General features: G+C 76.6%; 12 protein-coding genes and 1 pseudogene. 9 read left to right on the top strand and 4 right to left on the bottom strand.

Annotated features, from left to right (window positions below; all coding sequences use genetic code 11):
- The 3 genes and pseudogenes from LFA75_RS14725 (at position 1) to LFA75_RS14715 (ending at position 2910) form a co-directional block, all read left to right on the top strand.
- Positions 1-738, top strand: coding sequence for an IclR family transcriptional regulator (locus LFA75_RS14725; RefSeq protein ID WP_225234369.1), 738 nt, complete (start codon positions 1-3; stop codon positions 736-738).
- Positions 695-1711: pseudogene (locus LFA75_RS14720) on the top strand (PDR/VanB family oxidoreductase); the annotation flags it as partial. The gene LFA75_RS14725 and the pseudogene LFA75_RS14720, both read left to right, overlap by 44 nt.
- Before the next feature lie 11 nt (positions 1712-1722).
- Positions 1723-2910, top strand: a complete 1188-nt coding sequence (locus LFA75_RS14715) for a cytochrome P450 (RefSeq protein WP_225234367.1) — start codon at positions 1723-1725, stop codon at positions 2908-2910.
- Here the strand turns inward: LFA75_RS14715 and LFA75_RS14710 are convergent.
- The gene (locus LFA75_RS14710) at positions 2887-3339 is read right to left on the bottom strand and encodes a VOC family protein (protein WP_225234366.1); all 453 of its coding nucleotides are present in this window, start codon (positions 3337-3339) and stop codon (positions 2887-2889) included. The two genes, LFA75_RS14715 and LFA75_RS14710, sit on opposite strands and share 24 nt — an antisense overlap.
- A gap of 60 nt (positions 3340-3399) precedes the next feature.
- On the opposite strand from LFA75_RS14710, the gene LFA75_RS14705 reads away from it, so the two are divergent.
- Positions 3400-4386, top strand: a complete 987-nt coding sequence (locus LFA75_RS14705) for a helix-turn-helix transcriptional regulator (protein ID WP_225234365.1) — start codon at positions 3400-3402, stop codon at positions 4384-4386.
- On the opposite strand, the gene LFA75_RS14700 is transcribed toward LFA75_RS14705, so the two are convergent.
- Entirely contained in the window at positions 4371-5195 is an 825-nt protein-coding gene (locus LFA75_RS14700) for a helix-turn-helix domain-containing protein (protein ID WP_225234364.1), read from the bottom strand. The two genes, LFA75_RS14705 and LFA75_RS14700, sit on opposite strands and share 16 nt — an antisense overlap.
- A gap of 37 nt (positions 5196-5232) precedes the next feature.
- Between LFA75_RS14700 and LFA75_RS14695 the strand changes: the two genes are divergently transcribed.
- Positions 5233-5775, top strand: a complete 543-nt coding sequence (locus LFA75_RS14695; protein ID WP_225234363.1) for a TIGR03086 family metal-binding protein — start codon at positions 5233-5235, stop codon at positions 5773-5775.
- Between the two features lie 2 nt (positions 5776-5777).
- On the opposite strand, the gene LFA75_RS14690 is transcribed toward LFA75_RS14695, so the two are convergent.
- Positions 5778-6101, bottom strand: a complete 324-nt coding sequence (locus tag LFA75_RS14690; RefSeq protein ID WP_225234362.1) for a tetratricopeptide repeat protein — start codon at positions 6099-6101, stop codon at positions 5778-5780.
- Positions 6102-6181: 80 nt separating this feature from the next.
- Between LFA75_RS14690 and LFA75_RS14685 the strand changes: the two genes are divergently transcribed.
- Genes LFA75_RS14685 through LFA75_RS14670 form a run of 4 tightly spaced genes read left to right on the top strand, consistent with a single transcriptional unit; the run spans position 6182 to position 10773 of the window.
- Positions 6182-7447, top strand: a complete 1266-nt coding sequence (locus tag LFA75_RS14685) for an MFS transporter (RefSeq protein ID WP_225234361.1) — start codon at positions 6182-6184, stop codon at positions 7445-7447.
- Between the two features lie 13 nt (positions 7448-7460).
- The gene (gene cobG / locus LFA75_RS14680) at positions 7461-8615 is read left to right on the top strand and encodes a precorrin-3B synthase (protein WP_225234360.1); all 1155 of its coding nucleotides are present in this window, start codon (positions 7461-7463) and stop codon (positions 8613-8615) included.
- Complete coding sequence (locus tag LFA75_RS14675; protein WP_225234359.1) at positions 8612-9247, top strand: precorrin-8X methylmutase; 636 nt, start codon at positions 8612-8614, stop codon at positions 9245-9247. The genes cobG and LFA75_RS14675 overlap by 4 nt, the downstream gene beginning before the upstream one ends.
- Complete coding sequence (locus tag LFA75_RS14670; protein WP_225234358.1) at positions 9244-10773, top strand: precorrin-2 C(20)-methyltransferase; 1530 nt, start codon at positions 9244-9246, stop codon at positions 10771-10773. The genes LFA75_RS14675 and LFA75_RS14670 overlap by 4 nt, the downstream gene beginning before the upstream one ends.
- 67 nt (positions 10774-10840) lie before the next feature.
- On the opposite strand, the gene LFA75_RS14665 is transcribed toward LFA75_RS14670, so the two are convergent.
- The gene (locus LFA75_RS14665; protein ID WP_225236067.1) at positions 10841-11779 is read right to left on the bottom strand and encodes a hypothetical protein; all 939 of its coding nucleotides are present in this window, start codon (positions 11777-11779) and stop codon (positions 10841-10843) included.
- Positions 11780-11965 lie beyond the last annotated feature (186 nt).

Here is an 11965-nt window from a genome sequence, read left to right as displayed (position 1 = left end):
GTGCCCGGGGAGTCGGTGGTCGGCCGGGCGGTGCGGGTGGTCGACGCGTTCCGGCCCGGGGAGACCACGCTCGGGGTCTCCGAGATCGCCCGCCGGGCCGGGCTGCACGTGGCCACGGCGTCCCGGCTGGTCGCCGAGCTGGTCGAGCTCGGGCTGCTGCGCCGGGACACCGACCGCAAGGTCGGGCTGGGTCTGCGGCTGTGGGAGCTGGGGTCGCGGGCCTCCCCCGCCCTGTCCCTGCGCGAGGCCGCGATGCCGCCGATGGAGGACCTGCACGCCGTGGTCGGCCAGCACACCCAGCTCGGCGTGCTCGACGGCGAGGAGGTGCTCTTCCTGGAGCGACTGTCGGCGCCGGGCGCGGTGGTCAACTACACCCGGATCGCCGGCCGGCTGCCGCTGCACGCGTCGTCCTCAGGGCTGGTGCTGCTGGCCCACGCCGGCGCCGAGCTGCAGGAGCGCACGCTGGCCGGCCCGCTGCGCACCTTCACCCCGGCCACCATCGGCACGCCGGCGAAGCTGCGGGCGGCCCTGGACCACGTCCGCCGGGAGGGCGTCGCGTTCTGCCCCGGCTTCATCCACCCCGACGCCTGCGGCATCGCCGTGCCGGTGCGGGCGCCGTCCGGGGGGGTGGTCGCCGCGCTGGCGGTGATCGTGCCCAACGACGGCGACGCCCGGGCCCAGATACCGGCCCTGCGGACGGCGGCCCGCGGCATCGGCCGGAGACTCGTCTCTCGCTGAGCGAGAAGTGCATGTCGCCGGTCACGTGGTCCGCGCCACGCTGCCGTCCATGGCTGATGCACTGCGGGTGGCGGCGAAGACCCGGGCGGCCGAGGGCGTCGTCGTCCTCACCCTGACCGACCCCGACGGCGGCCGGCTGCCCGACTGGACCCCCGGCTCGCACGTCGACCTGGTGCTGCCCGACGGCTCGACTCGGCAGTACTCGCTGTGCGGGGACCGCTGGGACGCCTACGCCTACCGGGTCGGCGTGCTGCGCGAGCCGGTCGGCCGGGGCGGCTCGGCGTGGGTGCACGACGAGCTCCAGGTGGGCGACCTGGTCGGCGTCGGCGGACCGCGCAACCAGTTCCGGCTGGTCCCGGCGCAGCGCTACCTGTTCCTCGCCGGCGGCATCGGCATCACCCCGCTGCTGCCGATGGTCGCCGCGGCCGACCGGCTGGGCGCGGACTGGCGGCTGGTCTACGGCGGGCGCCCCCGGGCCTCGATGGCCTTCCTCGACGAGCTGGCGCCCTACGGCGACCGGGGGACCCTCTGGCCGCAGGACGAGCGCGGGCTGCTCCCGCTGGCCGAGCTGCTCACCGGCACCGACGCCCAGGTCTACTGCTGCGGGCCCGGTGCCCTGCTCGACGCCGTGGAGGCCACCTGCCCGCCCGGGCTGCTGCGCACCGAGCGGTTCGCCGCGAAGGAGCAGGGCGCGCCGGTGCGGGACACCCCGTTCACCGTCGTGCTGGACCGCACCGGGGCCGAGGTCGTGGTGACCCCGCAGCTCAGCGTGCTGGAGGCGGTCCGGTCGGCCGGCGTCGAGGTGCTGTCCTCGTGCCGGGAGGGCACCTGCGGCACCTGCGAGACCGCCGTCCTGGCCGGCGACCCCGACCACCGCGACTCGATCCTCGACGAGGCCGAGCGGGCCGCCGGGGACTGCATGTTCGTCTGCGTCTCCCGCTCCCGCGGCGACCGCCTGGTGCTGGACCTGTGAGAGGAACCCCCGTGCTGCCGAGCCTGGACCTGGACCCGTTCGACCCCGAGGTGCTGCGCGACCCGCTCGCCGCGCACGCCGAGCTGCGGGACGCCGGACCGCTGGTCGAGCTGCCCCGGTACGACACCTACGCGATCGCCCGGTACGCCGAGGTCCGCGCGGCGCTGACCAACTGGCAGGACTTCGAGTCCGCCGCCGGGGTCGGGCTGACCAACTTCCGCACCGAGACGCCGTGGCGGCCGCCCTCGCTGCTGCTGGAGGCCGACCCGCCCGGCCACGACGCGCCCCGGACGGTGCTGGCCAAGATCCTCGGGCCGCGGGCGCTGCGCCGGCTGCGCGCGGACTGGGCCGCCGACGCCGACCGGCTGGTCGACGACCTGCTGGCCGGGGGGTCGGTCGAGGTGGACGCCGTGCCGGCGCTGGCCGCGGCCTTCCCGCTGCGGGTCTTCCCCGACGCCGTCGGCATGGGCCCCGACGGCCGGGAGCACCTGCTGCCCTACGGCGACCACGCGTTCAACGCCTTCGGGCCCACCGACAACCCGCTGGTGCTGGCCGGGAACGCCGCCATGCCCGAGCACGCCGGCTGGGTCGGGCAGCAGTGCCTGCGGGAGAACCTGGCCCCGGTCGGCTTCGGCGCCGACATCTGGGCCGCGGCCGACCGGGGCGACCTCACCCACGACCAGGCGCCGTTGGTGGTCCGCTCGCTGCTCACCGCCGGCGTGGACACCACCGTGCACGGCATCGGTGCGGTGCTGCACGCCCTCGCCGTCACCCCCGGCGCCTGGGACCGGCTGCGCGCCGACCCGTCGCTGGTGCGCAGCGTCTTCGACGAGGCGGTCCGCTGGGAGTCCCCGGTCCAGGCGTTCTTCCGGACGACGGTGCGCGACGTCGCGGTCGGCGAGGCCGTCGTCCCGGCCGGGGCGAAGGTACTGGTCTTCTTCGCCGCCGCCAACCGCGACCCCCGCCGGTGGGACGAGCCCGACCGCTTCGACCTGGACCGCGACCCGTCCGGGCACGTCGGGTTCGGCATGGGCATCCACCAGTGCGTGGGCCAGCACGTGGCGCGGCTGGAGGCGGAGTCGCTGCTGACCGCGTTGCTGGCCCGGGTGCGGTCGCTGGAGCTGACGGCGCCGCCGGTGCGGCACCTCAACAACACCCTCCGCGCATGGGAGGCCCTACCCCTGCGGCTGACCGTCTGAGGCGGCGGCGAACTTCGCCCGGGCCTCGGGCGTCGCCGGGGTGAACAGGTTGACGAGGTTGCCGTCGGGGTCCCGGACCACCAGCGACCGGTTGCCCCACGGCATCGTGGTCGGCTCGGTGACCACGTCGGTCAGGTCCTGCCGGATCCGCTCGTACAGGGCGTCCACGTCGTCGACCAGGAACTCGAGGACGGCGCTGCGGTTGTCCGCGGGCCCGGCGGCGCCCGGCGCGAACAGGCCGACCGTGCGGGTGCTGCCCAGGGCGAGGGTGCCGGCCGCGGTGCGCAGCTCGGCGAAGTCCGGCGTCAACCACACGACGGGCACCCCCGTGATGCGCTCGTAGAAGGTGGCCAGCACAGCGACGTCGTCGGTGATCACCCGGGTGGAGACGAAGCTCGGCAGGGGCGGGGGCGGTGTGGTCGCTGTCATGGTTCCGACGCTAGGACCGATACCGGGCAGGACCCGCCCGGTATCGACGAGGATGGTCCGGTGACCCGTCCCACGGCCCGTGTGCTGGCGCTGCTGGAGATCCTGCAGGCCGGCGGCACCCGCACGGTGGGCGAGCTGGCGGCCCGGCTCGCCGTGGACGAGCGGACCGTCCGCCGCTACGTGGCGCACCTCGCCGACCTCGACGTGCCGGTGGAGTCGGTGCGCGGCCGGTACGGCGGCGTCCGGCTGGTGCCGGGTCGCCGGGTGCCGCCGCTGATGTTCACCGACGAGGAGGCCCTGGCCGTGCTGCTGGGCCTGGTGTCCGCCCGCCGGGCCGGGCTGGTGACCACGTCGGTGGTGGCGGTCGAGAGCGCCGCCGCCAAGCTGCGGCGGGTCCTGCCGGTCCCCCTGGCCCACCGCCTCGACGCCGTGCTGCAGGCCATCCGGTTCACCGGTGAGCCGCTGCAGCCGACCGCGCCCGGGACCGGGGTGCTCATCGAGCTGGCGGAGGCCGTCCGCGACGCCCGGGCGCTGGTGCTGCACTACACGGACTCGCGCGGGTCGGGCACGGCCCGGACCGTGCACCCGTACGGGATCGTGGCGCACGCCGGGCGGTGGTACCTGACCGCGGCGGACCCGGCCGACGGCGAGGTGCGCGCCTTCCGGGTCGACCGCGTCGACCGGGTCGACGCAGCGGAGCCGGGCACCGTCGTCGTCCCCGCCGGTCTCGACCGGGCGGCAGCGGTGCTCGCGGCCATCGCCGGCGCACCGCGCCGGCACACGGTCTCGCTGCTCGTCGACGGTGCCGCCGACCACGTGCGCACGCTGTTCCCACCGGGTCTCGCCACCGTCGACGAGCACGGCCCCGACCGCGTCCGGGTGCTCATCCGGGCCGAGCGGCTGGACTGGGTGCCCCGGCTCCTCGCCGGGATCGACCGGCCGTTCTGGATCGAGGGCCCGGAGGAGCTGCGGCCGCTGGTGCGCGGACTGGCGCAGCGGGTCGCCGCGGCCGCGGACGGCCGCCCGCCGTCCTACCCCTGCGCCTGACGGTGCGCGGCGGCGAACCGGCCCGGGGTGGTGCCGGTGACCCGGGTCCAGTCCCGGGCGAAGTGCGCCTGGTCGGCGTAGCCCAGCACCGCGGCGGTCTCGGCCAGCGAGCCGTCGCCGTGCCGCAGCCGGTCGGCCGCCTCCTGCAGGCGGCGGCGCTGCACCAGCCACTTCGGGGTGAGCCCGAGCCGGCGCTTGACCAGCCGCTGCAGGGTGCGCTCGTCCAGGCCGGTCTCCGCGCACAGCTGGGCGACCCGCAGCAGGTCGGGCCGGGTCTCGACCAGCGCGACCACCCGGTCCACCAGCTCGCCCTCGGCGTCGACCGGCAGCAGCGGGCGCAGGGCGTCGGCGTAGCCGGCCATCGCGGCGCGGTGAGCCGCCTCGGCGTGCGGGTCGTCGGCCATCGCGGCCCGGACCCGCTCGGCGACCCCGCAGTCCAGCACGGTCGACATGTCGACATGCCGATCGGTGTAGGCGTCCATCGGTCCCCCGGCGACCAGCGACCCGGCCGCCGGGGTGAGCATCACGCCGACCGCCCAGCCGTCCCCGGCCAGCGTGGTCGTCGACAGCCCGGTGACCACGCCGTAGAAGCGGGCGTAGTCCGGGGTGACCACCAGCAGGGCGACCGGGTACTGCAGCACGTGCTGCGCGGACTCCGCACCCGACGGCACCGACCAGACCGGGACCCAGAACCGCTGCACCAGCGGGGCCAGGTCGGCGGGCGGTGCGTAGCGGTGCATCGTGTGCGAGCGGTCGTCCGGGGCGCGCAGGTGGGCGCGCTCGACCGCGTCGCGGGTGTCGGGTTCCATCAAGACCAGCCTGCCGCACGGGTGCGACGGTGGGCGGGTGACCGACACCGCTGCCTCGTACCGGGCCACCGCGTCCGCCCTGTCCGCCGTCCTCGACGCCGTCCCGGCCGACCGCTGGTCCGCCCCGTCCCCGTGCGAGGGCTGGTCCGCCGCCGACGTGGTCGCGCACGTCGTGGACACCCAGCGCGAGCTGCTCACCACGCACGGCTGCGACGTCGGCCCGGCGCCGTCCCCCGGCGACCCGGCCGCCGCGTTCCGGGCGCACGCCGACCAGGTCGCGGCCCTGCTCACCGACGAGCTGGTGGGCCGGGAGTACGCCGGGTTCTTCGGCCCGACGACGGTCGGCGCCACCCTGGAGCAGTTCTACGTGTGGGACATGGTCGTGCACCGGTGGGACGTCGCCCGCGCCACCGGCGGCGACGAGTCGCTCAGCGCCGCCGAGCTGGACCGCACCGAGGCCGGCGCCGACTCCTTCGGCGAGGCGCTGCACATGGACGGCATCTGCGCGCCGGCCCTGCCGGCCGACCCGGGGGCCGACCGGCAGGGCCGGGTGCTCGCCCGGCTGGGACGCCGGGCCTGAGCTCAGCTGGCCGCGCCCAGGGCGTCGGCCATGCGGTGGTGCGCCGCCGCCTCGTCGGCGCGGTGCTGGCGCTCCAGCGTGCGGGCCAGCGCACGGCGGGCCCAGCCGTCGGCCGGGGCCAGCTCGACCAGCTGGCCGAAGGCCTTCTCCGCCCGGGCGAGCTGGGCGGAGTGGAAGCACGCGCGCCCGAGGAGCTCGAGGACGGAGACGTCCTCGGGGTACTCGGCCACGACGGGGGCCAGGATGGCCACCGCCTCGGTGGGCTGGCCGCTGGTCAGGAACAGCTCGGCGCGGAGGTACTCGGAGTGCAGGTCGATGGTGGTCATCGGTGGCCTCCTCTCAGGCGGTCGGTGCAACACGACGCCGTCCGCCGCATTCCCGGCCCCCGAGGAGCAGGATCCCCCTCGTGACCCGCACCGTCGAGACCCTGCCCACCGAGCGCGAGCGGGCCCGCCGGCGCGCCGTCCCGGTGCTGGTGGGCAGCCAGGTCCTCGGTGGTGTCGGGGTGGCCAGCGGCATCGCCGTGGGCGGGCTGCTGGCCGAGCAGGTCTCCGGGTCCACCGCGCTGTCCGGTTTGGCGCAGACGGCCACGGTGCTGGGCTCGGCCGCGCTCGCCGTGCCGCTGGCCCGGCTCGCCGCCGCGCGGGGCCGCCGTCCGGCCCTGGCCACCGGCTACGGGTTGGGGCTGCTCGGCACCGGGCTGGTGGTCGTGGCCGCCGTCCTGGGGTCCTTCGTGCTGCTGGTCGCCGGGCTGCTGCTGTTCGGCGGGGCCACCACCTCGGGGCTGCAGGCCCGCTACGCCGCCACCGACGCCGCGACCCCGGAGACCCGCGGCCGGTCGCTGTCGGTGGTGGTCTGGGCGACCACGGCCGGTGCGGTGGCCGGGCCCAACCTGTCCGGGCTGGGCGGCCGGCTCGGCGAGGCGCTCGGGCTGCCCTCCCTCGCCGGTCCCTACCTGTTCTCCGCGGTGTCCTTCGCCGCCGGCGCGCTCGTGGTCGGGCTGCTGCTGCGGCCGGACCCGCTGGTCGTCGCCGGCCCGGGCGCCCCGACCGGCCCGCGGCCCTCGGTGCGCGAGACGCTGCGGGTGGTGCTCGCCGTCCCCGCCGCCCGGCTCGGGCTGGTCGCGGTGGCCACGGCGCACGCGGTGATGGTCGGCGTGATGGTCATGACGCCGGTGCACCTGGGCCACGGCGGCGCCTCGCTGCAGGTGGTCGGGATCGTGATCAGCGTGCACATCGCCGGCATGTACGCCGCCTCCCCGGTGATGGGCTGGCTGGCCGACCGGGCCGGGCGGGTCGCCACCATCGGCCTGGGCGTCGGGCTGCTCGCGGCTGCGCTGGTGGTCGGCGCGCTGGCGCCGGCGGAGGCGCGCGGCTGGGTGACGGTGTCGATGCTGCTGCTCGGGCTGGGCTGGTCGGCCGCGCTGGTCGCGGGGTCCACGCTGCTGTCGGAGTCGGTCCCGGCGGAGGTGCGGACGTCGGTGCAGGGCACGTCGGACCTGGTCATGGGCCTGGCCGGGGCCGGGGCGGGCGCGCTGGCCGGGCCGGTGCTGGCCGCCGGGGGCTACCCGTCGGTGGCGGTGGCGGCCGCCGTCCTGCTGGTGCCGGTGGTGGTCCTGCTGGCCCGACGGCGGGATCCGGGCGCAGGGCGGGGCGTTCGGCCGCGCACGTAACCTCGGGCGGGCCATGACGACCCGCGACCGCTCCGACGCCTGCCCCGGCGCCGTGCAGACCCACCGGGCCGCCGACGGGCAGCTGGCCCGGGTGCGGGTGCCCGGCGGGCTGCTGTCCGCCGCCCAGGTGCAGGTGCTGGCCGGGTCCGCGGTCGAGCTGGCCGACGGGGCGCTGGAGCTGACCAGCCGGGGCAACCTGCAGCTGCGCGGCCTGGCGCCGGACGCCCCGGCCGAGCTGGCCCGCCGGCTGTTCGGCGCCGGGCTGCTGCCCTCGGAGGCGCACGAGACCGCCCGCAACGTCGTGGCCAGCGTGCTGTCGGGCCGGTCCGGCGGCCTGCTGGACGTGCGGCCCCTGGTCCGCGCCTTCGACGCCGGCCTGGTCGCCGACCCCGCGCTGGCCGAGCTGCCCGGCCGCTTCCTGGTCACCGTGGACGACGGCCGCGGCGACGTCACCGGCCTGGGTGGGGACGTCGGCCTGCACGCCGTGGCCGCCGACGCCGTGGCCCTGACCCTCGCCGGCACCGACTCCGGTCTGCGCGCCGCGCCCGCCGACGCCCACACCCTGGCCCTGGACGCCGCCCGCGCCTTCCTCGCCGAGCGCACCGCGCAGGGGTCGCAGGCCTGGCGCCTGGCCGAGCTGACCGACGGGGTGGGCGCCGTGGCCGTCCGGCTCGCCGGCCACCCCGTCCCCGGTGACCGGCCGGCTCCCGGGACCGGGCCGGTCGTGGGGGCCACCGAGCAGGTCGACGGCCTGGTCGCGCTGGTCGGGCTGGTGCCGCTGGGCCGGCTCACCGCTCCGGCGCTGGACGTCCTGGTGCAGGTCACCGCGGCGCTGGGCAGCGAGATCCAGGTGACGCCGTGGCGCAGCGTCGTCGTCCCCGACCTGCCCGACGAGTTCGTGGACGACGTCGCCACCGCGCTGCACCACGCGGGCCTGGTGTTCGACGCGGCCAGCCCGTGGGCGCAGGTCACCGCGTGCGCCGGACTGCCCGGCTGCGCGAAGTCCCGGGCCGACGTCCGCGCAGACGCCGCGCACGCCGTCGCGACCGGCACCCTGCCGGTCGCGGGGCCCCAGCACTGGGCCGGGTGCGAGCGGCGGTGCGGCCGCCCGGCAGGATCGACCGATGTCCTCGCCGTCGAGGACGGGTACCGGATCGGAGCAGGGTGAGCAGCAGGGTCGAGTACGACTACGAGCACGACGGCGCCGAGATCTACCGGCAGTCCTTCGCGACCATCCGTCGCGAGGCCGAGCTGGACCGGCTGCCGGCCGACGTCGCCCAGGTGACCGTGCGGATGATCCACGCCTGCGGGCAGGTCGACCTGGTCTCCGACGTCGCCTGGTCCGACGGCGTGGTCGGCAAGGCGCGGGCCGCCCTCCAGCTGGGCGCACCGGTGCTGTGCGACGCGCAGATGGTGGCCGCCGGGGTGACCCGCAAGCGGCTGCCGGCCTTCAACGAGGTGGTCTGCACGCTCAACGACCCGCGGACGCCGGACCTCGCCCGCGAGATGGGCACCACCCGGACGGCGGCCGCACTCCACCTGTGGGGCGAGAAGCTCGAGGGCGCCGTGGTGGCGATCGGCAACGCACCGACCGCGCTGTTCCACCTGCTGGAGATGGTCGCCGCGGGCGGTCCGCGCCCGGCCGCGGTCGTCGGCATCCCGGTCGGCTTCATCGGCGCGGTGGAGAGCAAGGAGGCCCTCGCCGCCTCCGACCTGGACTTCCTCGTCGTCCGGGGTCGGCGCGGCGGGTCGGCCATGACCGCCGCCGCCGTCAACGCACTCGCGAGCACCGCCGAGTGACCGGCCGCCTCTACGGGGTCGGCCTGGGTCCGGGCGACCCCGAGCTGGTCACGGTCAAGGCCGCACGGCTGATCGGCGCCGCCGACGTCGTGGCCTTCCACTCGGCGCGGCACGGGAGGTCGGTGGCCCGCGGGCTGGCCGAGCCCTACCTGCGCGCCGGCCAGGTCGAGGAGCTGCTGGTCTACCCGGTCACCACCGAGACCACCGACCACCCCGGCGGCTACCAGGGCGCGATCGACGAGTTCTACGAGACCGCCGCCGCCCGGCTGGCCGCCCACCTGGACGCCGGCCGCGACGTCGTCGTCCTCGCCGAGGGCGACCCGTTCTTCTACGGGTCCTACATGCACATGCACAAGCGGCTCGCGCACCGGTACCCGACGGAGGTGGTGCCCGGGGTGACCAGCGTGTCCGGCGCCGCCGCGGTGCTGGGCCGTCCGCTGGTCGAGCGGGACGAGGTGCTCACCGTGCTGCCCGGCACGCTGCCCACCGAGGAGCTCGCCGCCTGGCTGGAGACCGCGGACTCCGCCGCGGTGATGAAGCTGGGGCGCACCTTCCCCGCCGTCCGGGACGCCTTCGCGGTCGCCGGCGTGCTGGACCGCGCCTGGTACGTGGAGCGGGCGACCACCGACCGGCAGCGCGTGCTGCCGCTGGCCGACGTCGACCCGGAGACAGTGCCCTACTTCTCCCTGGCGCTGCTGCCCAGCGAGCTCACCGGTCCGGGCAACGCCGCCGTCCCCCCGGTCACCGAAGCGCCCGTACCCGAGCCGACCGAGCCCGTCGTCGTCCCGCTGCAGGCGGGTTCGGTGACCGTCGTCGGGCTGGGACCCGGCGCCCGGTGGTGGACGACGCCCGAGGCCTCCGCCGCGCTGGCCGAGGCCGACGACCTGGTGGGCTACGGGCCCTACCTGGACCGGGTCCCGGCCAACCCACGGCAGGTCAAGCACCCCAGCGACAACCGGGTCGAGGCCGAGCGGGCCGCCGCCGCGCTGGAGATGGCCCGGTCCGGTCGACGCGTCGCCGTGGTGTCCTCGGGTGACCCGGGGGTGTTCGCGATGGCCGCCGCGGTGCTCGAGGTCGCGGCCGCGGACTTCCCCGACGTCCCGGTGCGGGTGCTGCCCGGGATCACCGCCGCCCAGGCCGTGGCCTCCCGCGTGGGTGCGCCGCTGGGGCACGACTTCTGCATCCTGTCGCTGTCCGACGTGCTCAAGCCGTGGGACGTCGTGGTCGACCGGCTGCGGCACGCGGCCCAGGCCGACCTGGTCATCGCGCTGTACAACCCGCGGTCCAAGGCGCGTCCGCAGCAGCTCTTCGACGCCCGCGAGGCCCTGCTCGAGGTCCGGTCGCCCGACACGGTGGTCGTCGTCGGCCGCGACGTCGGCGGGCCGGAGGAGTCGACGACGGTGACCACCCTGGGCGACTTCGACCCCGGCACCGTCGACATGCGCTGCCTGGTGATGATCGGCAGCACCCAGACCAGGGTCACCCCGACCGGCCAGGTCTACACCAGCCGCACCTACCCGGGCTGACCCGTCGAGTGTGCAGCCAGCGCTGCTCCCCGTCCCAGGATGGAGCGCTGACTGCACACTCGGTGGATCAGCTCGCCGGGTGCAGCGGCACGCCCAGCTGGGCCGCCCGGGCCGCCAGCGCGCTGCCGATCCTGGCCACCACGCCGGCCAGGTCGCGGTGGTCGGGTGCGGTCACGTAGAACAGCTGCCACCCCAGCTCCTGCACCTCGTTGAGCACCCGCCGGTCCTTGGGCAGCGCGAAGCCTGCCTCGGGCCGGGTCGACGTCAGCACGTGGTTCGAGCCGTCGTACTCGACGGCCAGGCGCAGGTGCGGCCAGGCGAAGTCGAGGTACTTCACCCTCTGGCCGGTCGCCCTGACCAGCCGGTGCTGGGCGACCGGAGCCGGGAGGCCGGCTGCCCGCATGCCGAGGCGCAGCCGGGTCTCCGGTGGTGAGCCGGCCAGACCGTCGGCATCCCGGAGGGCGGCCTGCAGGAGGCGGCAGCCACGGCCGCTCCACCCCGTCGCGGCGCGCCGCAGCGAGGTGAGCGACGCCCGGCCGGCGGCGCAGAACTGGTCGAGCACCACCACCGACTCGACGTGGTCGCGTGCCGGGTCGGCAGCGAGCTCGAGCGCGGCGTGGTCCGGCCACAGCGTCGGGACGTCGCGCAGCCAGGGCGGGCACCCCACCTGGTGGTCGGGGAGGGCACGGCGCCGCACCAGCAGGCCCGGCACCCGCGCGTTGCCCCCGGGAGGGACGGTCACCTCCACCCGTGACGAGTGCGCGGCGCCGTCCGGACCGTCGACGTCCACCTGCCACAGCCAGGCCGCGCTGAGCCCGGTGACCACGGCGCCCGGGAGCAGGACCACCGCCGCCCGCGCCCGCAGCTCGTGGGTCAGCTCCACACCGGCCGCGACGTAGACGTCGGGGAGGACCCGCTGCCACCGCGGCCCACGGAGCTGCGCCGGCGTGAGCACCCCGCCGGCCACGGCTGCGGACCCGCGGAACGGCTCGACGAGGGGCGTCACGGGGGCGGGCCATCGGGTCGGGGCACAGCTGCGGAGGGTGCCGGAGATCGGCGCCCTCCGCTCCCGCTGTCCACAGGCCGCCCCACGCGCACCGAGTGAGCAGCCAGGGCTGTCCACGGCGGGTCCCGACAGCGCTGACTGCACACTCGACGGGGTGGCCCGCGCGGGGGCGGGAACAGGGCCGGG

This window comes from Klenkia terrae (assembly GCF_900491935.1).
In the GTDB taxonomy this organism is placed as follows: Bacteria; Actinomycetota; Actinomycetes; order Mycobacteriales; family Geodermatophilaceae; genus Klenkia; species Klenkia terrae.
The sequence above is the reverse complement of the archived record's forward strand: the minus strand, read 5'-3'. Positions and strand labels throughout refer to the sequence as shown.